At 39.6% G+C, this 23,117-nt stretch carries 23 protein-coding genes; 13 read left to right on the forward strand and 10 right to left on the reverse strand.

The features are described 5' to 3' along the window. Positions 1-374 precede the first annotated feature (374 nt). Both R3X26_RS07130 and R3X26_RS07135 read left to right on the forward strand, forming a co-directional pair. Complete coding sequence (locus tag R3X26_RS07130) at positions 375-686, forward strand: helix-turn-helix transcriptional regulator (protein WP_317716527.1); 312 nt, start codon at positions 375-377, stop codon at positions 684-686. Further along, positions 679-1,908: a type II toxin-antitoxin system HipA family toxin gene (locus tag R3X26_RS07135; RefSeq protein WP_317716528.1), complete on the forward strand. Its 1,230-nt coding sequence runs from the start codon at positions 679-681 to the stop codon at positions 1,906-1,908. The genes R3X26_RS07130 and R3X26_RS07135 overlap by 8 nt, the downstream gene beginning before the upstream one ends. Positions 1,909-2,118: 210 nt before the next feature. Here the strand turns inward: R3X26_RS07135 and R3X26_RS07140 are convergent, their stop codons facing one another. Beyond that, entirely contained in the window at positions 2,119-2,985 is an 867-nt protein-coding gene (locus R3X26_RS07140) for a YicC/YloC family endoribonuclease (protein WP_317716529.1), read from the reverse strand. Positions 2,986-3,240: 255 nt separating this feature from the next. On the opposite strand from R3X26_RS07140, the gene rph reads away from it, so the two are divergent. Together rph and pyrE are read left to right on the forward strand one after the other, a co-directional pair. Next, the gene (gene rph, locus R3X26_RS07145; protein WP_317716530.1) at positions 3,241-3,957 is read left to right on the forward strand and encodes a ribonuclease PH; all 717 of its coding nucleotides are present in this window, start codon (positions 3,241-3,243) and stop codon (positions 3,955-3,957) included. Between the two features lie 141 nt (positions 3,958-4,098). Beyond that, positions 4,099-4,740, forward strand: a complete 642-nt coding sequence (gene pyrE / locus R3X26_RS07150) for an orotate phosphoribosyltransferase (RefSeq protein ID WP_317716531.1) — start codon at positions 4,099-4,101, stop codon at positions 4,738-4,740. A gap of 106 nt (positions 4,741-4,846) precedes the next feature. Here the strand turns inward: pyrE and lpxL are convergent, their stop codons facing one another. The 3 genes from lpxL to coaBC all read right to left on the reverse strand — a co-directional run bounded on the left by lpxL (position 4,847) and on the right by coaBC (position 7,899). Continuing rightward, entirely contained in the window at positions 4,847-5,791 is a 945-nt protein-coding gene (gene lpxL / locus R3X26_RS07155) for an LpxL/LpxP family Kdo(2)-lipid IV(A) lauroyl/palmitoleoyl acyltransferase (protein WP_317716532.1), read from the reverse strand. A 55-nt stretch (positions 5,792-5,846) separates the two neighbouring features. Continuing rightward, positions 5,847-6,437: a nucleoid occlusion factor SlmA gene (gene slmA / locus R3X26_RS07160; RefSeq protein WP_317716533.1), complete on the reverse strand. Its 591-nt coding sequence runs from the start codon at positions 6,435-6,437 to the stop codon at positions 5,847-5,849. A 259-nt stretch (positions 6,438-6,696) separates the two neighbouring features. Beyond that, on the reverse strand, positions 6,697-7,899 hold the full coding sequence (coaBC, locus tag R3X26_RS07165; RefSeq protein WP_317716534.1) for a bifunctional phosphopantothenoylcysteine decarboxylase/phosphopantothenate--cysteine ligase CoaBC: 1,203 nt from the start codon (positions 7,897-7,899) through the stop codon (positions 6,697-6,699). 277 nt (positions 7,900-8,176) lie between these two features. Between coaBC and R3X26_RS07170 the strand changes: the two genes are divergently transcribed. Both R3X26_RS07170 and radC read left to right on the forward strand, forming a co-directional pair. Next, a complete protein-coding gene (locus tag R3X26_RS07170; RefSeq protein ID WP_317716535.1) occupies positions 8,177-9,850 on the forward strand; it encodes a methyl-accepting chemotaxis protein in 1,674 nt (557 codons plus the stop codon). Between the two features lie 271 nt (positions 9,851-10,121). Next, a complete protein-coding gene (radC, locus tag R3X26_RS07175; RefSeq protein WP_317716536.1) occupies positions 10,122-10,796 on the forward strand; it encodes a RadC family protein in 675 nt (224 codons plus the stop codon). 146 nt (positions 10,797-10,942) lie between these two features. On the opposite strand, the gene hldE is transcribed toward radC, so the two are convergent. Beyond that, entirely contained in the window at positions 10,943-12,379 is a 1,437-nt protein-coding gene (hldE, locus tag R3X26_RS07180; protein ID WP_317716537.1) for a bifunctional D-glycero-beta-D-manno-heptose-7-phosphate kinase/D-glycero-beta-D-manno-heptose 1-phosphate adenylyltransferase HldE, read from the reverse strand. Positions 12,380-12,792: 413 nt separating this feature from the next. On the opposite strand from hldE, the gene rpmB reads away from it, so the two are divergent. From rpmB to mutM, 4 genes are all read left to right on the forward strand, one after another. Next, complete coding sequence (rpmB, locus tag R3X26_RS07185; RefSeq protein ID WP_004728407.1) at positions 12,793-13,029, forward strand: 50S ribosomal protein L28; 237 nt, start codon at positions 12,793-12,795, stop codon at positions 13,027-13,029. Positions 13,030-13,042: 13 nt separating this feature from the next. After that, on the forward strand, positions 13,043-13,210 hold the full coding sequence (gene rpmG / locus R3X26_RS07190) for a 50S ribosomal protein L33 (protein ID WP_317716538.1): 168 nt from the start codon (positions 13,043-13,045) through the stop codon (positions 13,208-13,210). Between the two features lie 212 nt (positions 13,211-13,422). Beyond that, positions 13,423-13,899, forward strand: coding sequence for a hypothetical protein (locus tag R3X26_RS07195; protein WP_317716539.1), 477 nt, complete (start codon positions 13,423-13,425; stop codon positions 13,897-13,899). A gap of 157 nt (positions 13,900-14,056) precedes the next feature. Continuing rightward, positions 14,057-14,872: a bifunctional DNA-formamidopyrimidine glycosylase/DNA-(apurinic or apyrimidinic site) lyase gene (gene mutM, locus R3X26_RS07200; RefSeq protein WP_317716540.1), complete on the forward strand. Its 816-nt coding sequence runs from the start codon at positions 14,057-14,059 to the stop codon at positions 14,870-14,872. Positions 14,873-14,917: 45 nt separating this feature from the next. Here mutM and coaD read toward each other — a convergent pair whose 3' ends face one another. Next, complete coding sequence (gene coaD, locus R3X26_RS07205) at positions 14,918-15,400, reverse strand: pantetheine-phosphate adenylyltransferase (protein WP_317716541.1); 483 nt, start codon at positions 15,398-15,400, stop codon at positions 14,918-14,920. After that, the gene (locus R3X26_RS07210) at positions 15,393-16,454 is read right to left on the reverse strand and encodes a glycosyltransferase family 9 protein (protein ID WP_317716542.1); all 1,062 of its coding nucleotides are present in this window, start codon (positions 16,452-16,454) and stop codon (positions 15,393-15,395) included. Before R3X26_RS07210 ends, coaD begins: the two co-directional genes overlap by 8 nt. Positions 16,455-16,695: 241 nt before the next feature. On the opposite strand from R3X26_RS07210, the gene R3X26_RS07215 reads away from it, so the two are divergent. Next, positions 16,696-17,400: a 3-deoxy-D-manno-octulosonic acid kinase gene (locus R3X26_RS07215; protein WP_411572403.1), complete on the forward strand. Its 705-nt coding sequence runs from the start codon at positions 16,696-16,698 to the stop codon at positions 17,398-17,400. 139 nt (positions 17,401-17,539) lie between these two features. Here the strand turns inward: R3X26_RS07215 and waaA are convergent, their stop codons facing one another. Next, positions 17,540-18,796 (reverse strand): lipid IV(A) 3-deoxy-D-manno-octulosonic acid transferase, encoded by a 1,257-nt coding sequence (gene waaA, locus R3X26_RS07220; protein ID WP_317716544.1) that lies wholly within the window; start codon positions 18,794-18,796, stop codon positions 17,540-17,542. Positions 18,797-19,038: 242 nt separating this feature from the next. On the opposite strand from waaA, the gene R3X26_RS07225 reads away from it, so the two are divergent. Both R3X26_RS07225 and R3X26_RS07230 read left to right on the forward strand, forming a co-directional pair. Beyond that, positions 19,039-20,109, forward strand: a complete 1,071-nt coding sequence (locus R3X26_RS07225) for a CDP-glycerol glycerophosphotransferase family protein (RefSeq protein WP_317716545.1) — start codon at positions 19,039-19,041, stop codon at positions 20,107-20,109. A gap of 190 nt (positions 20,110-20,299) precedes the next feature. Beyond that, a complete protein-coding gene (locus R3X26_RS07230) occupies positions 20,300-21,409 on the forward strand; it encodes a glycosyltransferase (protein WP_317716546.1) in 1,110 nt (369 codons plus the stop codon). Between the two features lie 13 nt (positions 21,410-21,422). On the opposite strand, the gene R3X26_RS07235 is transcribed toward R3X26_RS07230, so the two are convergent. Continuing rightward, the gene (locus tag R3X26_RS07235) at positions 21,423-22,265 is read right to left on the reverse strand and encodes a hypothetical protein (RefSeq protein WP_317716547.1); all 843 of its coding nucleotides are present in this window, start codon (positions 22,263-22,265) and stop codon (positions 21,423-21,425) included. A gap of 12 nt (positions 22,266-22,277) precedes the next feature. Continuing rightward, positions 22,278-23,117, reverse strand: coding sequence for a glycosyltransferase family 2 protein (locus R3X26_RS07240; RefSeq protein WP_317716548.1), 840 nt, complete (start codon positions 23,115-23,117; stop codon positions 22,278-22,280).

Raw genomic sequence — 23,117 nt, forward strand, 5'->3', positions numbered from 1 at the left:
GAAAAAAGTAGAAACGATGAACCCAACTACACAATCATCCATCACATCAGTACACCCAGCGCGTCAGCAACGGATTTTGCGCTTACCCGAGGTAAAGGCCAAAACCTGCTCTTGGCTGCAAGTGGCTGCCCGTACTCGCGATCCGCAAGGGGACACTTTCCTCTTATTCATCTTCTAAAGCTTGCGGTATCAAGTGCTGCCCGACTGTCCCAACTGCCCAGGGTAAGCGAGCTCGCGCGTTACGATTTATCTATAATTGCATATCAAAAACTGCTTTATGATACATAATGGCTAATCATTATTGTTGTATTTAGATTAAAATGATATGTTTTTGTATATAATTATTCTTAGTTGATACATTAAGGCATATCGAAATGAGCTATGTAACAGAGCAGATACTAGAAAGTCTTCGAGAAGCTCGGCTACGAAAGGGCTTTAGCCAGAGAGAGCTGAGCGCGCGTTCGGGGGTGCCTCAAAGCCATATATCGAAAATCGAGTCTGGCGGCGTTGATTTAAGAATGTCCAGCTTGATTGCACTTGCCCGTGTACTCGACCTAGAGTTATTTGTCGCACCAAAAAAATCTGTACCTGCCATTAAGTCGATTATTCGAAGTAGCAAAGGGAGCATCGACGAAGGTGAGACAATGTCGCCCGCATATCAATTAGGGGAAGACGACGATGACTAATCATGTTTCTACGCTCAACGTGTTGCTCTATGGCGAACCCATCGCAACGATCACCAACGTGGGCAACGACAGAACACTTTTTGCCTTTATGGATTCGTACATTCATGACGAATCGCGGCCTGTGTTGGGTCTGAGTTTTAAAGATGCACTGGGTGGCTTACTGACTAACTTTAAACCGACCCAAACCAAGTTAACTCCGTTTTTCTCTAACCTTTTGCCAGAAGAAACCATGCGTCATTACCTGGCAGAGCGTGCTGGAGTTAACCCCGCGTGGGAGTTTTTTTTATTGTGGGTACTGGGGCAGGATTTAGCTGGCGCGATCACGGTTGAGTCAGCGGATGGTGAAGCCTTACCACCTAATGTGCTTCAAGGTATTGACGATGAAACGGAAATTGAATCGCCAATGCGTTTTTCATTGGCGGGTGTGCAATTGAAGTTTTCAGCCGTACAACAGGCAAACGGTGGTTTGACCATTCCAGCAACCGGTAAAGGTGGCTCTTGGATTGTGAAATTGCCATCGTCTCGATTTGACGCTGTGCCAGAAAATGAATATTCGATGATGGAATTAGCTCGAATGTTGGGAATGGATGTGCCGGAGACTCAGCTACTCCCCATTAACCAGATTGCTAATATCCCAGATGGTATTGGTAAATTTGGTGATGCTTTTAAAAATGCTCAGGCGTTTGTGATTAAGCGCTTTGATCGTGCAGGTGGCCAAGCCGTGCATATTGAAGACTTTGCGCAAGTCTTTGGCGTTTATCCTCAGGATAAATACAAACAAGCCAGTATGCGTAATATTGCTCAGGTTATCGGTATTGAAGGGCAAGACAAGGACATCGTAGAATTTACTCGCCGATTGGTGTTCAATACCCTAATTGGCAATGCCGATATGCATTTGAAGAACTGGTCCGTGATTTACAAAGACAAGCGCACTGCATCGATAGCACCTGCTTATGACTTTGTTTCGACCATCCCTTATATCCGCGATGATAGTGCGTCGCTGAAGGTTAGCCGTAGCAAGAAATTCAGTGATTTCACGCTGGATGAGCTGTCACACTTGGCGGCTAAAGCCATGCTGCCAGAAAAATTGGTGTTAGATACCGCCAAGCAAACCGTGGCAGGTTTTCATGAAATCTGGGCGAAAGAAAAAGCGCATTTACCGCTTACCAAGTCGATGATTGAAGCCATAGATACGCACTTGCGAAGCATACCGCTACGCTAACATGAGAACCGACGCGTACAAAAATGCAGAGGCGTCGCGTTCGTTCACCCCAATCACATAGTATGTCTATGCTCATGGGGATTCATTCACTTGCGCCTAGCTGCAACTCCCAGTAGTTTGGCTATAGCGGCCTCCTGTGTGGTGTTGCGAAATGGCGCGGTTCAGTGTCTCTGGCCCCATATGTGGACGAGTAACTTTCTATCTAGGAATCTATTCTATATTTTGAATTTGCTCTCGCATTTGTTCAATTAACACTTTAAGTTCAACGCCTGACGCAGTGATGTCGGTGCTGATTGATTTAGATGCTAAGGTATTAGCTTCGCGATTAAATTCTTGCATCATAAAGTCAAGCTTACGACCACATGCTCCGCCTTTATTCAAAATATTAAGGGTTTCTTTTACGTGAGAATCTAGACGATCAATTTCTTCAGCTACGTCCACTTTTTGCGCAAGCAAGATCAGCTCTTGTTCTACGCGTGTGGCTTCCAATTCTATTTTTGCTTCTTCGAATTTCTTAATCAATCGTTCTCGTTGCCACTCTAAAATTTCTGGCATGCGAGATCGCACTTTAATCGCTTCTTCGGTAATTGCATCAAGACGAGTGGTGATAAGGTTTTTCATGTTTTCGCCTTCACGACCACGAGCTTCAATAAATTCTTTGACTCCTTCATCGAAAGCATTCAATAGTGCTTTATTTATTGAATCCATATCTTGTTCAGATGTTTCCATCACACCCGGCCATTGCATTACTTGAAATGGATTAATTCGATTGCTTTCACCCACAAGTGATGAAATTTGGTTGGCTGCATTTATGACTTGTTTGGCTAGTGACTCATTAATAGAGAGTTCACCTTTTGCTGCCGGGTTAGCTTCGAAACGTAAATGACATTCGACTTTTCCTCGAGCAAGACGTTTACGAAAGCGCTCACGTAAAATTGGTTCTAAACCACGAAATTGTTCAGGTAGGCGAAAGTAGGTTTCTAGATAGCGTTGGTTTACGCTGCGAATTTCCCATACCGCGCTTCCCCATTCGCCTTTTACTTCTTTGCGAGCGTACGCCGTCATGCTGTAGATCATTGATATTTCCTTAATGGTCGAGATGCATCATTAAATTTTGCAAGATGTTAGCATGGAAATGGTCTTTATCTCTATTTTTCAATTTAACTGAAGGTTTGAATTTAGTTCGAAACTTAAGGTTCGTTGCTCATCGTTGTTTTATTGTCACACCAATTCGCATCATTATGCTTTGTAACATTGTGCTGTCTAGGAACTGGTGGTTATTTCCGCTATAATCGCGCCCAATTAAAATTCATTGATAACAGGTAATGTTTCATGCGTCCAAACGATAGAAGTGCGGTACAAGTTCGTCCAATTAAAATGACTCGTAATTATACGGCGTATGCTGAAGGCTCTGTCTTAGTTGAATTTGGTAATACTAAAGTTCTATGTAATGCCACAGTAGAAGAAAATGTACCACGTTGGTTAAAAGGTCAAGGTAGAGGTTGGGTAACGGCTGAATATGGTATGTTGCCAAGAGCCACTCACACTCGCAACCGTCGTGAAGCGTCTAGCGGTAAGCAAGGCGGGCGCACAATGGAAATACAACGTCTTATTGCTCGTAGTTTACGTGCGGTAGTCGATTTAGAAGGCATGGGTGAATTTATGGTGACGGTCGATTGTGATGTTATCCAAGCGGATGGTGGAACAAGAACGGCCTCTATTTCTGGCGCGAGTGTTGCAATGGCGGATGCGTTTGAGCATTTGGTAAGCAAGGGCAAACTTAAACAAAACCCTATGAAAGGCCATGTTGCAGCCGTTTCTGTTGGTATTGTGAACGGTGAAGCTTTATGTGACCTTGAATATGTGGAAGACTCTGCAGCAGATACCGATATGAATGTTGTGATGACAGAAGAAGGCAAAATGATAGAAATCCAAGGGACAGCAGAAGGTGAACCCTTCTCGCATGATGAACTCATGGATTTATTGGCCTTAGCGAAACAAGGTATTGCCGATATTATTGAAGTGCAAAAAGCCGCGTTAGTGGACTAATAACTTTGTCCGTTGACGAGCGGCTATAAGTTAACAAGAAACGTTTTATAGGCTCATTGGTTACCGTAAAGTGTCGAGGGTAAGCAATGAGCTTTCTAGCGAGTGTAGGATAAAAACCACCTTTTATTTTAGGGGAAAATAATGAAAGCATACCAACGTGAATTTATTGAATTTGCGCTAGAAAAAGAAGTTCTGAAGTTTGGACAATTCACACTAAAATCTGGGCGTATTAGCCCGTACTTTTTTAATGCAGGTTTATTTAATACAGGTAGAGATCTCGCTCGCTTAGGTCGTTTTTATGCCGCTGCACTGATGGATTCAGGTATTGCTTATGACGTGTTATTTGGTCCGGCTTATAAAGGTATTCCTATTGCTACCACAACTGCTGTTGCCTTAGCGGATCACCATGATGTTGATACGCCCTATAGTTTTAATCGTAAAGAAGCCAAAGATCATGGTGAAGGCGGCAATTTGGTTGGTAGCGCTCTAGAGGGTCGAATCATGTTGGTGGATGACGTGATTACTGCAGGAACCGCTATTCGTGAATCAATGGAAATTATCCAGTCTAATGGAGCAGAATTGGCAGGTGTGCTAGTAGCGATTGATAGACAAGAAAAAGGTAAAGGAGAGCTTTCTGCTATTCAAGAAGTTGAACGCGACTTCCAATGCCAGATCGTGTCTATTGTTAGCCTTTCGGATCTTATTTCTTACCTCGAAGAGAAAGGAATGAGCTCTGAACATCTACAAAAAGTCAAAGAGTACAAAGCTCTGTACGGTGTTTAAAGCTCCTTCTTATCATAGAGCTAAGTAGAAATAGAACCGGATATAAATAGAATTAGACAAAACAGAGTCCAGTTCTATTTATATTTAATACCAGGCACTACTGACACTACTTATACCGAATACCACGCGTTACCGATTCATCTTCCATTGTTTTAAAGCGTTTATGTAACCACATCCACTGTTCTGGTGCTTTCAATATTATCTTTTCGATTTGTTTATTCATGAAAGCGGCAGCGGCTTTGGCATCTTTTTTCGGGTATATATCATGAATGGATGGTTCAACTTGTATTTGGTATTTTCCATCTGCATTTCTAAACCCAGAACCAGTGATGATGGCGCAATGACTGGTGTAGGCTAGAATACTGGTTCCTGTAGTAGTACAAGCATCTTTAACGGCAAAAAAAGGAACGAAAACTGATTTATTTCGGCCATAGTCATGATCGGGTAAATAGAACAGACGATGGCCATTTTTTAAAATACGGATCATGCCTTTTACGTCTTTTCTATCCACTAGCGTATTACCATTGTGGCTTCTGCCATGATATTGGATAAAGTTATAGGCAGGATTATTATGTGGTCGATAAACGCCGTAACCCCCAACGCCTAGAACGGCAAAGGCTCGAGCAGTAATTTCCAGATTAAGTGCATGAGCGCAGCACAGTAGAACCCCTTTTTTTTCTTGCTCTAGTTGCTGCATCTCGCTGAAATCACCAGCAATCAATAGTCGTTTAAATCGCCATGTAGGCCAAAACCAAGTGATCCCTGTTTCAATCAAAGCTAACCCTGTGTTTCTAAAGTTTTCTTCAACAAAACGTTCGATTTCTTTGGTTGATTTATCAGGAAAAGCGAGTTCTAGGTTTCTTGTTGCTACTTTTACTCGAGCTTTACCAAACCTCATGCTTATTTGACCCAGCTTAGTTCCTAAAAAGTAGAGAACTTTATAAGGCAATAAGTTAACAAAAACAGCCAGCAGCCCAAAATTCACCCACACTAACCAATATTTGGGTTGTATGAGTGACCAAGTAAATTTGGGTTCAATACTTTTACTCATTGTTGCCTCTTTCTGTCTTCATTATCCGGTGTCTCTTTTTAGTACTCAAGGGTGTTCACTGAAGTTGTGCGCTAAGTAATGCCCAATATTCTTCAAAATTTTCAGTGGGTTGATATTTGAAATCTGACCGAACAAAACGATTCAAACTTCCTTCAACTTGTCCGAGTAATTGAGCGGCTAAAATCGATTCCGATACTGGAAATGATTTATTTTCTCGTATCTGTCGTTCACGTAAAATCTGTCTTAATTGCGCTTCGATTCTTTCATACAACTGATTAATACGGCTGCGAAGGCGTTCATTTTCGAACATCAATGCATGGCCTGACATTATTCTGGTTAGACCTGGGTTTCTCTCAGCAAAAACTAAAATTAATTGTAGAACTAATCTTATTCTCTGTAAGGTATCTTTTTCATCGTCTAGAATTCGGTTGATTCTAGACATGAGAGAATCTTCAATAAACTCGATTAATCCTTCAAACATTCGAGCTTTACTTGGAAAATGTCGATAGAGAGCCGCTTCTGAAACCCCAACTTGTTTGGCTAATTTAGCCGTGGTGATTCTTGATGCGCCATCTGCTGTTTCTAACATATGAGCTAAAGCTTGCAGAATTTCTTCTCTACGATTGGACTTTCTGGTTCCTGTCATGGATCCGATTCCTTATCTTATTCCATGTTATTGGTTGAACTTTTTTTCTGTTATTCCATAACATGGTGACTACCAGCGGTGCTATGTTATTTAGTGTATTTTTACCGTTGTAATCTTTCGTTGAATAGACTTCATTTAAGCACCAACATTATTGAAGTTGGTGCTTACTACGGACTGCTTAGTTATTATTACTCACCTTAATGGTCAAATCTACTGTGGTTATTAGCAATTTGTTTAAAATAGTTATCTTGGTCAAAACCTAGCTCATTAAGGCGTTAATTTTTAATAGGATGTCTGTGGCAAGTTGTTCTTTTGAGTTTAACGGCAGTTGTTGTTCACCTTCAGGCCAAAAAAGAGTTAATGCATTATCATTAGAATTAAAGCCTTGTCCTTGGATTGATACATCGTTTGCACAAATTAAATCAAGGTTTTTTCGGCTTAACTTTGCTCGTGCGTAGGTTTCTACATTTTGAGTTTCAGCAGCAAAACCGACAGTAAAAGGTCGATTGTTCTTTAATTGAGCGACGCTAGCGACAATGTCTGGATTCTTTGTCATGCTTATTGTCATTTCATCGTTATCATCTGTTTTTTTGATTTTTTGATCGGCAACATTCATCGGTCGATAATCTGCTACGGCAGCACAGGCAATGAAAATATCATGGCTTTCAGCATTTGCCATAACTTGTTGATGCATATTTTCAGCACTTTCTATACTGATTTTTTGTACATTATTAGGCGTGTCTAATGCAACAGGGCCGCTGACCAGTGTTACTTTTGCTCCTAACAATGAAGCTGCACGAGCAAGCGCATAGCCCATTTTTCCCGAGCTGTGATTGGAAATAAAACGCACGGGATCAATCGCTTCGCGAGTCGGTCCCGCGGTTATAAGAACCGATTTTCCTGCAAGAGACTTAGGTTGAAAAAATGCTTCACAACGTTCTACCAATTGCATTGGTTCTAGCATTCTGCCGTATCCTATGTCCCCACAAGCTTGTTCTCCGGCAGCAGGTCCCCAAATATGAATCGCTCGTTTTTTCAATGTGGTAATGTTTTCTTGGGTTGCGAGGTTGGCATACATTTGTTGGTTCATTGCTGGGGCAACAACAACCGGGGCATTGGTTGCAAGCACTAAAGTAGAAACCAGATCGTTCCCCATTCCTGCCGCTATTCGTGCAATTAAATCCGCTGTAGCAGGGGCGAGTAAGACTAAATCAGCCCATTTGCCTAATTCAATATGTCCCATGGATGCTTCTGCTGCAGGGTCAAGTAGGCTGCTTGATACAGGATGACCCGATACAGCTTGCATAGTTAAAGGGGTAATAAATTCTTGTGCTGCTTGAGTCATAACGACTTGAACGTCGGCACCACGTTCGGTTAAACGTCTTGTTAATTCGGCACATTTGTAGGCAGCAATACCGCCACTGATTCCGAGAAGGATTTTTTTCCCAGCTAAAGATTGCATGTTGATTCTCCATTTGATCGGTAAACCATAGCATAAAAATTTGAAAAATCCTCTGTATAGAAAGGAATCACAATAAGCCGTTAGGTTTGTAATAAATCAGAGATTATTTGACTGGATTTGTGCAGTAGCGCAGAGCTTGTTTAGAGATATGTGATGAAAAAAGCTATAATTTGAAAATAATAATTAAAAAGCTAAAGCCAGTAAATTTAATAATAAGTCTAGTTGTTTAGGATAATATTGAGCTGATAATTATATAAAAATAATGGTGGAGTGAGTTATGTCATTAAAAAGTCGGGGTAAATTAGCTCTGATCACGATAGTTCCTTTAGTTTTAATTACCTTTTTAGTAGCCGGTGTATTTTACTGGAATGGTATTAGAGATTTAGAATCTCAAGCTAAAACTTATCGCAGTGAGCTGATTAGTTATCACAAAGAGTCGTTAATCGCTCATCTCCGTATGGGGCGAACCGCGATTCAAGCACTTTATGATGAAGATAAAAATGGTGAGAATAAAGAAGCAGCTAAGGTTATTTTAAGAGCCATGCGCTTTGCCGATGATGGCTACTTTTTTGCTTACAATTCACAAGGAATTAATACATTTCATGGCGTTAACCTTTCGTTAGAAGGTAAAGATCTGTCACAGGTGAAAGATGAAAATGGGGTTCTTATTATTAGTGACTTGGTTCGTGCTGCAAAAGTGGGTGATGGTTTCCTGAATTTTGTGTGGCATAAACCCTCTATTGATGCATCAGCACCTAAACTTGGTTACGCGGAATATCTGCCTAAATGGGATTGGATTTTAGGTACGGGTGTATATGTTGACGAAGTAGAAGCGCAAGTAGACGCTTATCTACAAATGCGTAAAGATCAATTATCTGGAGATATGTTTTCAGCTTCGATGATTTCATTGATTGGGTTAGTACTTACTTCTATTGCTATTAGTATTATCACCGGACGAGCATTGATTCCTTTGCACAATATGGTTGATAAGTTAAATAACATTTCTCAAGGCGATGGGGATTTAACCGAGCGTCTTGAAACTAAAGGCAACGACGAAATTGCAGAGTTAGGGATTGCATTTAATACCTTTATGGACAAATTACAACCGATGATGAAAGAAGTTCAAGAAAGTTCAGTATCGGTAAGACAAGCCGCTAAAGATTTAGATTTACAGTCCAGCCGTTCGGTAAACACTATTCAACATCATAGCCAAGAAACAGAGAAGGTAGTAACCGCTGTCACCGAAATGGCGGCAACTTCTAGAGAGGTCGCAACCAATACTCATTCAACTTCAGAAGCGATCACGTCGGCGAACATTCAAATTGAAGATGCTCAGAAGGAAGTGTCGCAAGCTATGCATAGTATCAATGAACTAGTTAATGAAGTGAATGTCACCTCTGATGCTATTCAAGCTTTGAGTGAACAGACCGATCGAATCACCAGTGTTATAGAAGTAATCGGTGGTATAGCTGAGCAAACAAATCTTCTCGCCCTGAATGCCGCGATTGAAGCAGCGAGAGCAGGGGAGCAAGGTCGAGGCTTTGCGGTGGTTGCAGATGAAGTGCGTTCATTAGCCAGTAGGACACAATCCAGTACGCAAGAAATTAATGAGATGCTCAATGGTTTACAATCAGGAGTAAAAACGGCTGTTACTACGATGGCCGAAAGCCAGAATCGAGGGCAAAAAACCATTCAAGACTCATCGGTTATTCAAGAGCGGTTATCGGAGATCCAAGGTGCTGTCGGTATAATTCATGATATGGGAGTACAAACCGCTTCTGCGGCAGAAGAGCAAAGCGCGGTTGCGGAAGAGATAAATCAAAATCTTGTTTCAATTCAAGAAATTGTAATTGAATTGAGTAATGAATTAGAGAGTTCTGAGAAAATTAGTTCAGCTCTAGCCGATTCAGGTAAGCAAGTGAAAGATTTAGTTGGTAACTTTAAGGTTTAATGCGTCTTAACATGAGCCTGTCATTTTTAATCAGCGAGTTATAGTAAATTGGTTATGATTGCTTTTTTGTTATAAAAAATGTTTATCATCAAACACAGTGTGACCAATTAAATTTACTATGCTCGCTATATTATATCTGTAATGTGACTCGCCAGATTTAAAATCATCAGAGTAAGTATTACGTTTGGCTAAACCACTCGCATTTTATTTATCTGGTGTGTTCACCCAGCTTGTTATCTGCTATTTGTGATTGAGTTGCACAGGAGCAGATATGAATATAAAACGAATACCGATGGAGTGTCGTCCTAGAGAAAAATTACTGAGTCGAGGCCCTAATTCTCTATCGGATGCTGAGTTGCTAGCTATTTTCCTTCGCACGGGCATTAAAGGTATGAACGTGATAGAGCTGGCTGATTACCTTCTTGCTGATTTTGGTTCGTTACGAAAACTATTTAGCTGCAATCAAGATGAGTTTTGCCAACATAAAGGTTTAGGCGAAGCAAAATTTGTTCAGCTACAAGCCGTATTAGAAATGTCTAAACGCTATCTAGCAGAAACCATAAGTAAAGGAGGGGCAATTTCTAGCCCACAGGATACTAAAATGTATCTGTCTAGTAGATTGAGAGATAAGCAGAGAGAGGTTTTTCTTCTTCTTTATTTAGATAGTCAATATCATATTATTACCGACGAAATACTATTTGAAGGAACGATTGATGGAGCGTCGGTTTACCCTCGTGAAGTGGTAAAAAGAGCGTTATTTCATAACGCCACTGCGATTATCGTTGCGCATAATCATCCTTCTGGCCTTACTGAACCAAGCTCGGCAGATAAAAGTATAACCGTCAGAATTGCAGATGCCTTAGCTTTAGTCGATATAGTCTTATTGGACCATTTTATTGTGGGGGATGGAGAGGTTCTTTCTTTTGCAGAGAGAGGGTTAATTTAAGCTACTTATTTTTAAGGTCGTTTATTAATCGTCTATTAATAGTTTACTGTATCGAGTGAATAACGCTATTCACTCGATATTAGTATTAGGCTTCAACTATTTGTCACAGGCGTACTTTTTGCTGTGGTCCGTTTTTAGTTACGAGATTAACGCGACTTACTGCCCGATTTTATTGCTTCAATTATTTCTGTTGTTGAACAACCATCTTCAAAGTTAAGAACGCGCACTTCGCCGCCGGCTGCGATAACTTCGGTGCCACCTGCAATTTGTTCTGGTTTATAATCGCCACCTTTAACCAGCATTGAAGGCAATACTTCCGAGATTAAACGTTGCGGCGTTTCTTCACTAAAAGGGACAACCCAATCAACAGAACCCAAAGCTGCTAATACTGCCATGCGTCTATTGGTTGGATTAACAGGACGTCCTGGACCTTTTAAACCTCGAACCGACTCATCGGTATTAACAGCAACAATTAAGCGATCACCCAGTTTTGCTGCTTGATTTAGATAAGAGACATGGCCTGCATGCAAAATATCAAAACAGCCGTTGGTCATCACGACAGTTTCGCCTTTGGCTTTGGCTTTTTTTACTGCTTCGACTAATGCGTCTTCGCCAATAACACCAAAATCTGTATCTTGACTGCCATGAATGGCTTCGGCCAATTCAATTTCGGACAAGGTTGATGTACCCAGTTTACCAACCACGACACCAGCCGCCGCGTTAGCGAGAGCACACGCTTCATCTAACGGTTTTCCTGCAGCAACCGAAGCGGCCAATACTGAAATGACAGTATCACCAGCTCCTGTTACGTCATACACTTCTTTTGCTTCGGTAGGAAGATGCAGTGGTTCGCAATCTTTACGCAATAAGGTCATACCGTGTTCGCCACGTGTAACAAGTAACGCTTCTAAATCAAATTCTTCGACTAACGCTAACCCTTTTTCGATCAGCTCTTCATCGGAATGGACTTTTCCGACCTTTAACTCAAATTCAGCCATGTTCGGTGTTAATAGCGTTGCACCTCGGTAGCGTTCAAAATCGACTTCTTTAGGGTCAATGAATACAGGAATATTGGCTGCTCGTGCTTTTTGAATAATTAATTGAGCGTGCTCTAATGCGCCTTTAGCATAGTCAGATAAAATAATCGCATTCATTTTCGGCAGTACGGCATCAATACGGGATAAAATTAACTGCGGATCGACATCTTTAAATTTTTCTTCGAAATCTAACCGAATGAGTTGTTGTCCTCGGCTGATTATGCGTAATTTGGTTATGGTTGGGTATTGCGGAAGGGTGACAAAATCGCAATCAATATTGAGGCCATGCAAAGTATCGGATAACACTTTTGCCGGTTCATCGTCACCTGTTAAGCCGATAATATGTGCATTTCCACGTAAAGAAGCAATATTCATTGCAACGTTAGCTGCTCCTCCGGGACGCTCTTCATTGTTGTCTACTTTGACTATTGGCACTGGCGCTTCGGGTGAAATACGTCCAGTTGGACCATACCAATAACGATCGAGCATAACATCGCCAATAACTAAAACATTCGATTGGTTATATTCAGGCAAAATAGGTTTCATACAATATTCCAAAAATGATGACTGGAAGGAAGTTTAGCATAAGCCAGTAGCGCGCTAAACTTGCCACAAGCATCAAATTCTATCTTATTTCTGTAAAATCAAAAAAACACTTATCTTTTTCAAATTTTCTGCTATTATTCGCGCACTATTTTTTGAACACTAATCAGCTCTGCTCAAAAAAAGATCACGAAATCTTGTAAAAGGATCTATTCAGGTCTTGAGCAATGTACGTCAAGTTAGTATAATGCGCGACCTTTGATAGCCTTGTATGGGTTTCCATAGCGGTTTTTAACCTCAAATCTTTACTTATTTAGTAGTCGTACTATTTAGTAGTAGTTTTTACTTATTGAGTAGATAGAGAGGTTCGGCCACCAAGGTTGATATCGAGCTGAAACGATTTTGGAGAGACTTTAATGTCCCGAGTATGCCAAGTAACTGGTAAGCGTCCAGTAACGGGTAATAACCGTTCACACGCACGAAATGCTACTAAGCGTCGTTTTCTGCCGAACCTACAAACGCATCGTTTCTGGGTAGAGAGCGAAAAACGCTTTGTTAAACTACGTCTAACTGCTAAGGGTATGCGTATTATTGATAAGAAAGGCATTGATGCTGTTCTTGTTGATATTCGTGCTCGTGGCGAGAACGTTTAAGAGGAATTGAACGATGGCTAAAGGCATTCGTGAAAAGATTAAACTTGTTTCATCTGCTGGTACAGGACATTTCTATACCACTGATAAAAACAAGCGTAACATGCCAAGTAAATTTGAGATCAAGAAATTTGATCCTGTAGTTCGCAAGCACGTTATGTACAAAGAAGCAAAAATCAAGTAATTGATGACAGTTTCAATAAAAGCCCAGCTTAAATAGCTGGGTTTTTTGTTTTTTAGATAAATGTTTTGCAAAATTTGATTTCGTTCGCTAAGTTTTATCAATCTTATTCTTACTTCTTCTTTTCGGCTCCTTAACCGACAACCTAGCAGTTTCAGTCATTCCTTGTTAGATTAGTCCTCAGTTTAATTACTCAAGTGCTAAGGTATTACTGCATGAAAAAAATCTCTCGTCGCGGTTGGAACAATGTCCTTATTTTTGCTGTTATCGCGTTTATGTTAATTCTTAATCTGCCGATGATTATTAAAGAAAACTTTATGCAACCAGAGCAAACAACCTATCCTTATGTGCTTAATCCTGAAGCTGATATCAAGGAAATGCATTTTTCGCAACTCTCTATTCAAAGGGAAGCAACCGATTGGGTCGCGAATAAAGAACTCACCATTTCGGCTTTAGAACTTGTACAGCGTTGGCACGCGCTTGCGGGTACACAGATTGATAGTGATACATTTTCGCAACTTAAAGATCAGTTGCCTAAAGCGAATACATTAGAAGTATGGTATTTAAATACCGAAGAACCGCAAAGAGTCACTTACTATCAAACCCCTAATTTTTGGTTGATGAAAGGTTGGCAACAGCATTGGATCGCTGTTTCAGTTGATGAAAACTACCTATTTCCAATTTCAAATTAGTGATTGGTTATCCTCTATTGATTGTATTTCTAAGTACGAAATAGAAATAACCAAGAAAGATGATGAATAAACAAAGAGAGCGCGTAATAAAAATAGATAGTACCTAACCAAATAGATAGTACTTAATACAAACTAATCGCACGGAGTAAAATTCACTATGCCTGAACTACCAGAAGTTGAAGTTAGCCGAATGGGCATTACGCCCCACCTTTCTGGCAAAACCATCAAGCATATTGTTATTCGCCAACCTAAGTTACGATGGATGATTCCTGAAGAATTAAGCCAACTTAGTGGGCAAGTTATTTTAACTATTCGACGTAGAGCAAAATACCTGCTTTTAAAAACAGAAAAAGGCAGCATTATTGTTCATTTAGGCATGTCCGGTTCTCTACGAGTATTAAAAGAAAATCATCCAGTGAAAAAGCATGATCACGTTGATCTGGTGTTAACTGATGGAACGCTGCTTCGTTATAATGATCCACGACGTTTTGGTGCTTGGTTATGGCAAGATAGAAATCAAGAGCATACGCTGTTTAAAAGTTTGGGCCCAGAACCGCTAGAAGAGGATTTTCACGCTGACTACATTGTGCAAAAAGCGGATAAAAAGCGAGTGGCAATAAAGCAGTTTATTATGGATAACAAAACCGTGGTTGGTGTTGGGAATATTTATGCTAATGAAGCTTTATTTTTAGCAAAAATACACCCTTTAACACCGGCGGGTACTTTGCAGCTTGAGCAATGGCAAGAATTGGTTCAACAAATTAAGCAAGTACTCGCTACGGCCATAGAGCAGGGGGGTACAACACTTAAAGATTTTAATCAAGCGGATGGTAAGCCGGGTTATTTTGCTCAAGAACTCAGAGTTTACGGTAAAGCAAATGAAGGTTGCCCTATCTGTGGTGAAAGTATCCAACAGTTGAAAATAGGACAACGAAATAGTTATTTTTGCTCAACTTGTCAGCCGGAACAGTAATCCAGTTCGACTCAATTACAGCTTGAATACCATGCTGTTGAAGTGCTATTTTTGTGCTTTTTCTTTTAGCTTAATCGCCACAGGAATAGGCACAAATTGATCGATTTCACCGCCATGAATCGCGACTTCTCTTACAATCGTTGAAGATAGGAAAGCATACTCTTCTGCTGGGGTTAAAAAGATACTTTCTAAATTAGGCATCAATTTTTTATACATATTGGTTAAGCCAAATTCGTATTCGAAATCGACAGTGGTTCTTAAGCCTCGGATCAGTAAATTGGCATTTTTTTGTTTAGCAAAGTCAACTAACAGCCCTGAAAATCCTTCAACCGACACATTATCAAGCATTTTTACCGATTCTTGCAGCATATCGACTCGCTCTTGCAGCGAAAACATGGTCTGTTTACTCGGGCTATAAGCGATCGCAACGGTAACCTGATCGAACATTTTTGCTGCTCGAGTAATGATATCCATGTGACCATTTGTGACGGGATCAAATGTGCCAGGGTAAAGTACATGATTATCCATTACATTGTTCCTTTTTGCTGGCTAACCACTGATTTAAGCGCTGTTTTACCATTTCTAAACTAATATCCTGCATTAGGTTTTCCCCTTTGGCTCTTGTGCCCCAGCTTAATTGTTCTAGTGGTTTTCCTTGTTGCTGCTCCACATGTTGCTGATACACACTAGCCACATATTGCTGGCTATAATACGGCCCAGTTCGTACTGGATTACTGTGTGCATACAAACCAATAACTGGTGTGTTCTGAGTGGTGGCGAGATGAGCGGGCCCAGTGTCTGGCGCCAAAACAATATCGGTGTGTTTAAGTACAGAGGTGAGTTGCATTAAATTGGTTTGGCCAATTAAGTTGGTCACAGGGCACTGACACAGAGCTTCTATTTGTTGACCTAGCTTTACTTCTCTTGGTGCAGGGGAGCCACATAAAACAATGTGTAATCCTTGTTCATAGGCGTAATCTGCTAGTTGAGCATATCGCTCTGTTAACCAGTTTCGTTCGTCTTTACTCGCCGCGGGTGAAATGACTAACGTTGGCGGTTTGGGTAGATTTTTCTTTGCAAATTCAACATCACTTTGGCTAATAGGAATATCCCAGCTAGGTAATTCAAATGGTACGCCAATATACTTGGCAAACTCAGCAAAGTTATCTAAAACATGAAAACTATCAGTATTGGCAAGATGTTTGTTGGTGAAAAATCGTTGTCCCTCACGGGTTCTATTTTTACCAAAACCTACTTTATATTTTGCTTTAATTCCAAAAGAAAGAGCACTAGCCCGAATCGCTGCTTGCATGTGTAAAAGTGCATCGAAACGTTGCTCAGAAAGCTGTCGCCATACTTTCTTCATGCCAGTAAAGCCTTGTTTTTTATCAAAGATAACTACATTGATATTAGGCAGTTGGCTAACTAACTGCGCTTCTATTTTTCCTGTTATCCACGTTATTTTGGTTTCAGGCCAATATTTTTGAATTGCCTGAACCACTGCGATAGCATGACAAACATCACCAATAGCGGAAAGCCTTAATATACAAAGCGATTTTGGAGCAGAAGAAAATAAAGCCATAACATCTTTACTCGTAAAGTAGGTAATGCGAATTATGCAGTTGCCATGGTTAAATGTAAACTATCGTTATAAGTGGTTACGCTCAAAAATAAAGGCGAGTTTATTCAAGATAAAAGTCGGTGGTATACAATAGCGGGCTGTGATGTTTAATAAAAAAAAACAAAAAACAAAAAACAAAAAACCAAACTCGAATATAATCCGTCACGCTTATATTCAAAATAACCAAGTTCAAACAGAGGCACTGGTGCAAATTTATAAAAGTGGAAATGAGACTATTTGGTATGATTCAGAGCTTCTATCTGTTCCAGTAGAGATGTGTACTAATGCGCCTTATTGGTATGTAAACAATAAGGTTGTTGGTGTGGCGAAAGGACGAGGAACGACTTGGTTTGTTCAATTGGCTAATCTGCAAGGTGCGCTAAGGCATTATCGTCGTGGTGGTTTATTCGGCAAACTAGTGAGTGACCAGTACTGTTTTCAAGGCTGGCAAAAAACGAGAAGCTATCAAGAATTTTTATTGTTAACCACATTGCGATCAGCAGGTGTCAATGTGCCACGACCTATTGCGGCTCGTGCCGTGAAAACAGGGTTAATTTATCGCGCTGATTTATTAAGTGAGAAAGTACCTAATGCGCATGACTTAGTGGATATATTGCAACGTCAGTCCTTAACCAAACAAAACTATTGTAATATTGGCCAGCAAATTCGCAAAATGCACGATGCAAGCGTGAATCATACCGATCTTAATATCCATAATATATTGCTAGATGACGAACAAAATGTATGGATTATCGATTTTGATAAATGCGCCGTTCAATCTGGTGATGCTTGGAAAGCATCTAATTTAGACCGGTTAAAACGTTCATTTTTCAAAGAACAGGGTAAGCGAAATATTCATTGGAATGAAAATGAATGGCAGCTATTGCTTGCCGGCTACTCTGGTTAATTTAATATGCTACCTTACAAAAGGACAGTGCGTTTTCAAGACCGATTCTATATCTCGAATAGGCTGTACATTTTAAAATAGGTAGCACGTACTTCAGTATAAATTAGAACATTACAGATATAGAAAACGTTTAATTAGACTATAAATAACGCAGTGTTTTCTCTAGTGCGCCTCGGTTTCTTTCTACCACATTTAATGCTGCTTGGCCCATTGATTGCGACCGTTTTGCATCTGAAAAAATCAGGTTCAGTTGTTCTGCTATCTCGTCAGGTGTACTCGCAATCACTACTGCATTATCCGCTAATAATTGTTGAGTAATATCGCTAAAATTATAATAGCTTGGCCCATTAATCAGTGGCTTAGCCAATGCAGCTGGCTCAAGAAGGTTGTGTCCGCCTACTTTATCTCCTAACAAGCTTCCTGCCATGAAGCAAATATCAGCAGCACCAATTAATAACAACATTTCGCCCATTGTATCGCCAATATAAACTTGTGTATCGTCTTGTGGTGGATGTTGGCTTGTCCGAGTAATGGCTTTTAACTCTTGTTGCTGTACTAATTCACTCACAGCAGTAAATCGTTCAGGGTGCCTAGGAACGAGAATCATCAACGCATTAGGCTGTAACTTCAATAATCGTTTATGCGCCTGCAATAATATTTCATCTTCACCTTGATGAGTGCTGGCTGCAATCCAAATCGGTCTTTCGCTACCTAGTTCGGATCTCAATTTTTGGCTAGACTGCATAATATGAGTGGCAATGCTGATATCAAATTTAATCGAACCTGTAACATGAAGGTTTTTATTAGCAAACCCGAGTCGTTTGAAACGCATTGCATCATCTTCATGTTGGCAAAGGATTTGAGATATATTTTTTGCTAATAAGTTAAATACAGATTGAAATTTTGCGTAGCGCAAACAAGACTTTTCTGACAAGCGAGCATTCAGCACGGTGATCGGAATATTAGATTTTGCGACGGTATGCAATGTATTAGGCCATAATTCCGTTTCCATAATTAATAGCTTTGTAGGCTTTACCGAACGCAGAAAACCTTTCACGCACCACGCAAAATCAATCGGCATATATCTGTGCTCAACAAGATCGGCTAACTTTTCTGCTTGTTGTGCGCCAGTGCTCGTTGTGGTGGTTAATACAATGGCTTGTTGTGGGTTTTGCTTTTTTATCGCTTTAATAATAGGCGTAACAGCAATGGTTTCACCAACAGAGACTGCATGAATCCAAATAGGATTTTGCGCTTGAGTTGTAGGTGTTACCCCCCAATGCTCTTTCCAGCGAGAGCCGAAGGTTGGTTTACCGGTCTTTTTCCTATATAAGCCAACTAAAAGAAAAGGGCAGGCGAGAAAAAGAACCAATGTGTAAAGTAAACGAATAAGCATAATTATGGGCGCTTAGTTGAAATTAATAACAATCAATACGGTTGTGCTCAAAATCATTGCATTTGCATTGAGGCGACAAGTGAGTAAATCATCACGAGTATAGTTTAACTATATGATTTGAGTAAACGAATGCCACTAACCAAGAGTGTGTTTCAAAGGAACAGGGTAGAACTTATATAGTTAATAGCCCGCATTTTAAGTTAGAATAAACAGACAAACCAGAAAAATTGAAGAGGCTTGCAGTGACAGCACGTAAACGTCGTTACCTATTGTATATTGCGCAAAATTACGCCTACGCTATTTGTCGTCCACTACAAGAAGAAATACTGGCTCAAGGCGGAGAGGTTACTTGGTTTCTTGAAGGTGACGAGGTTAATCCAGATTATCTCCGAGAAAATGAAATCAGATTAAACACGATTGAAAAGGTAAAGCAATTTAATCCTGATGTTGTTCTGGTTCCTGGTAATGTTGTGCCTAGATTTATTCCTGGCCTTAAAGTTGATATTTTTCATGGTTTTAATTCAGGCAAACGAGTGCGTCGTGGCAAGGCGAGACATTTTGAAATTCGTAATTGCTTTGATTTGTATTGCACACAAGGTCCGCAAACTACGGGGCCATTCCAAGAGCTTGCTTTAGAGCATAGACATTTTTCTGTTAAAGAAACCGGTTGGTCTATGCTTGATCCATTATTTAAGGTTAATCACGATAACCCATATATTGATAAGTCAGATACTCGTCCTACCGTGTTGATGTGTTCGACATTTTCTCGCAATCTAACTTGTGCACCTCATTTATATGAACAAGTTAAGGCAATGTCAAAAAAGGGAAACTGGCGTTGGTTGGTTCAATTTCATCCCAAAATGCCGGAAGATGTGGTAGAAAAATACAAGCAGTTACAAAATGATAATTTAACCTTTGTCGAAACAGACAATGTGATCCCGTTATTGAAAGCGGCCGATGTGATGTTGTGTGATACTTCATCGGTATTATTAATGTTTTTATTGCAAAGGAAACCGGTTGTTACCTTCAAAAACCGAGCTCCGCAACCACATTTACTGGATATTAGCCAAGCAGATAAAGTAGAAGAGTCGATACAGCTAGCGTTATCTAAACCCAGCGATTTAATGGAAGAGATCGAAAAATACTGTCAGTTTATCCATCCCTATACTGATGGAGAGTCGAGTAGACGAGTCTTAAAAGCCGTAGATAAAATGTTAGATAATGGGAAGCAGTTATCGTTAAAAAGAAAACCTTTTAATTTAATCCGAGAGTTAAAGTTGCGTAAAAAAATAGGGTATTGGAAACCTTGGTAATTAATGAAGTCTCATTACTAAAAATTTCTAGCTTTATCATTGCTGTAGTGAGGTAAGCTTACCTATTTGGACTCGGTTATGGCAAAGTAGCTGAAATAGAAATGTTGAGATAAAAAAGGGCTCGGGTTGGTAAAATCTTATATTCATTTACTAACATTTTAATTTAACAACATACATACAGTTATTAAATATGAAAAAAATTAAGCTACTTGCGGTTACACATCATAGCCGTAGCAACATCAACCCCATTCGACCGGAAGCTTCGCAAATTATTGGCTTGCATAAATCAGGGCAAGTTGATGTTACCGTTCTCTGTAATCCTAATTCAGGGTTGATTCCTTATTTTGAGCAGCATGGGATCGAGGTGTTAACTGATCCTCTAGATAAAAAAATCTCATTAGCAACCATTTCCAAAATACGTTCTTTAATTAAATCTAAAGATATCGATATTTTGCACTTATTCAATAATATAGCTTGTAGTAATGGTGCGACAGCAGCAATTGGCACTAAGGCTAAAGTTATTGCTTATCGTGGACAAACGGGCAACATCAGCCGTTTGGATCCTGCTAGCTACCTGACGATGCTGCATCCTCGATTAGATAAAATTATTTGTGTGGCAAATGCAGTACGTGACGACTTAAAGCAACATGTATGGGGTGATAAAAATAAACCGATCACCGTTTATAAAGGGCACGATCAATCATGGTACCAAAAGCCTCAGGCGAGTTTAGAAGAGTTAAACTTAAATGCAGATTCATTCAAGCTTTCATTAGTGGCTAACTTGAGGCCAAGAAAAGGCTTAAGTGTGCTGATTGATGCCGTTAAGTTGCTTCCTGCTGATATTAATCTAGATGTATTATTAGTAGGAGCCGATCCTAAATCAGAAAAAATTCAGGAAATGATCGTGCGAAGCGGTAAACCAGAAAGAATACATGCGTTAGGGTATCGAACTGATGCTCCAGAAGTTGCGGCAGCTTCAGATTTAACCATTCTACCCACAACCAAGCGAGAAGGGTTATGTCGAGCAGTATTAGAAGCAAACTCTTACGGTGTCCCTGCGATTGTTTCTGATACCGGTGGAAATGCCGAATTAGTTGCCGATGGTGAAACAGGATTAGTTGTCCCACCAGGTGATGTTGCAGCATTGGCTGATGCTATTCTAACACTCTACAATAATCGTCCACTGTGTAAGCAGTTTGGTATTGCAGCAAAGCAACGAGTGATCAATAAGTTTAATGTAGAGCAAGGTGTTGAAGCGACGTTGCACTGTTATAACGATTTATTAGGTAAGCAATATTAGTTTAATTTTAAACTTACTTGATATGTTTTCGAGTTTTTTTCTTAAGACTTTTTAATAGTTTATGTTTTAGTTTTTTTATAACTTTGTCGCTGTTTTTTATCATATATAGGGCTTTGTGTTTTTTGATAATGAACCGCCGGCGAAGTGTGTTTTTCCTAGTTGGATTCCTATCCATGTAACTATAATAACGTAATAATTTTCTTTTATCTTGTTGCTTACGATAGAACGCTACAATGTCTAACTCATTGTTATAAAATGATAAAAAAAGTAATTTCAAATAATGTATATTTGAAATTGATTCAATAACTTGATGACCTACGCCATAAAAATGTAGGTAGTGAGTTTGACTAGGGTAACGTAACGCTATCTCTTTATCTTCAGCATTAAATGGATCATAAATTAAGGTGAATAAAGTTGATTCTAGCTCTTTAAATGTTTGGTCTTTATTTGATAACGGTGGAAGCAAAGGAGAAAAAATTAGTGCTCGGTTGATATTTAATGTTTCTGAAAAGCAAGAAATAGCATAAGCTCCCATGCTTGCACCATAGCCTAATCGTTCAGGAAATTGTTGTAGAGAAAAGGCTAATTCTTTAAGGTAGTCAGATAACTTGGGTCGAACAAACCAATGGTTTTCATCAATAGTGTTTATTGCTACAACATTAATTTGTTGTTTTCGTAAAAACTGATAACACCATGCGTGCTCACCGTTTTCCACTTGTTTTGATGTCAGCAACATACCTGCAGGGTTGAAGCAAATCACTATTGGTTTTTTATAGTCAAAAAACGCATATTCAATTAGGGAGTTATCAACTATAACCCGCTGTTCTTTAGTAGGAGTTACCATATTATTATTCACCCCATATTACGTTCATTTTTCTAATTTCTTATATCGAGGTTTGTAGGTGATTGCTTCACGTAATAGTCGTTGTGCCCACTTTTTGTCACTACTACCAAAATTATGAGGGCCTTGTGGGCCTAAATAGTGATACAGCACTTTATCAATAAATAACGCTCTTTTACCTGCCAATTCTAATAACGGTGAAGTTAAGTATTTATCACTACATCGCCTAACGTAGCGGCCATCTTCTGTAAGAAGATCAGTCAGCTTTATTTTTTTAAATTCCAACCAGTTTCGTATGCGTCCAGTATACAAGTTAATTTTGATTGTTTTTCTTAGCTCTTCTTCTGATAACGTCAAAGACTCCGGTTTTACCTCTCTCCACAGAGAATACTTAAATGTTTTCAAGTGGTTTGCACGCCATTTAATATAGCGAAATAAGTTTAGTTTTTTTATATAATCAGGGTATGACGTGCAGTTTGAACCTAACCTTCCATTAACAGAATATGAACCAAACGTCATTAAGCATTTTTTTTCTTTATATACAGAGTTTAAATAGTTAAGAACGTCTATATCAGCCAGAGCATCATCACCATCGACAAGGACGATAATATCCTCGTCTTTAGGAGAGGCACATTTTATCGTCTCAGCGATATTCCCCATGGAGTAGAGCTTTTTTGTATGGCGTATTAAATGAAATCTATTATCATCTTTAATATTTTTTTCTATAACCTCACAACTGTCATCAGTTGATAAGTCATCCCCAAAATAGGCTTCAAAATTAATATGAGTTTGTTCTTTTAAAATATCTATATTCTGTTTTAGTTGCTCAGACATATTATATACAGCACTAATAATTATAAATTTCAT

It is taken from the genome of Vibrio sp. TH_r3 (genome assembly GCF_033101115.1).
Classification (GTDB): domain Bacteria; phylum Pseudomonadota; class Gammaproteobacteria; order Enterobacterales; family Vibrionaceae; genus Vibrio.

Coding starts and splice junctions, on each gene's coding strand:
- R3X26_RS07130 (WP_317716527.1), top strand. CDS start 375: ATGAGCTATGTAACAGAGCAGATACTAGAAAGTCTTCGAGAAGCTCGG.
- R3X26_RS07135 (WP_317716528.1), top strand. CDS start 679: ATGACTAATCATGTTTCTACGCTCAACGTGTTGCTCTATGGCGAACCC.
- R3X26_RS07140 (WP_317716529.1), bottom strand. CDS start 2,985: ATGATCTACAGCATGACGGCGTACGCTCGCAAAGAAGTAAAAGGCGAA.
- rph (WP_317716530.1), top strand. CDS start 3,241: ATGCGTCCAAACGATAGAAGTGCGGTACAAGTTCGTCCAATTAAAATG.
- pyrE (WP_317716531.1), top strand. CDS start 4,099: ATGAAAGCATACCAACGTGAATTTATTGAATTTGCGCTAGAAAAAGAA.
- lpxL (WP_317716532.1), bottom strand. CDS start 5,791: ATGAGTAAAAGTATTGAACCCAAATTTACTTGGTCACTCATACAACCC.
- slmA (WP_317716533.1), bottom strand. CDS start 6,437: ATGACAGGAACCAGAAAGTCCAATCGTAGAGAAGAAATTCTGCAAGCT.
- coaBC (WP_317716534.1), bottom strand. CDS start 7,899: ATGCAATCTTTAGCTGGGAAAAAAATCCTTCTCGGAATCAGTGGCGGT.
- R3X26_RS07170 (WP_317716535.1), top strand. CDS start 8,177: ATGTCATTAAAAAGTCGGGGTAAATTAGCTCTGATCACGATAGTTCCT.
- radC (WP_317716536.1), top strand. CDS start 10,122: ATGAATATAAAACGAATACCGATGGAGTGTCGTCCTAGAGAAAAATTA.
- hldE (WP_317716537.1), bottom strand. CDS start 12,379: ATGAAACCTATTTTGCCTGAATATAACCAATCGAATGTTTTAGTTATT.
- rpmB (WP_004728407.1), top strand. CDS start 12,793: ATGTCCCGAGTATGCCAAGTAACTGGTAAGCGTCCAGTAACGGGTAAT.
- rpmG (WP_317716538.1), top strand. CDS start 13,043: ATGGCTAAAGGCATTCGTGAAAAGATTAAACTTGTTTCATCTGCTGGT.
- R3X26_RS07195 (WP_317716539.1), top strand. CDS start 13,423: ATGAAAAAAATCTCTCGTCGCGGTTGGAACAATGTCCTTATTTTTGCT.
- mutM (WP_317716540.1), top strand. CDS start 14,057: ATGCCTGAACTACCAGAAGTTGAAGTTAGCCGAATGGGCATTACGCCC.
- coaD (WP_317716541.1), bottom strand. CDS start 15,400: ATGGATAATCATGTACTTTACCCTGGCACATTTGATCCCGTCACAAAT.
- R3X26_RS07210 (WP_317716542.1), bottom strand. CDS start 16,454: ATGGCTTTATTTTCTTCTGCTCCAAAATCGCTTTGTATATTAAGGCTT.
- waaA (WP_317716544.1), bottom strand. CDS start 18,796: ATGCTTATTCGTTTACTTTACACATTGGTTCTTTTTCTCGCCTGCCCT.
- R3X26_RS07230 (WP_317716546.1), top strand. CDS start 20,300: ATGAAAAAAATTAAGCTACTTGCGGTTACACATCATAGCCGTAGCAAC.
- R3X26_RS07240 (WP_317716548.1), bottom strand. CDS start 23,117: ATGAAATTTATAATTATTAGTGCTGTATATAATATGTCTGAGCAACTA.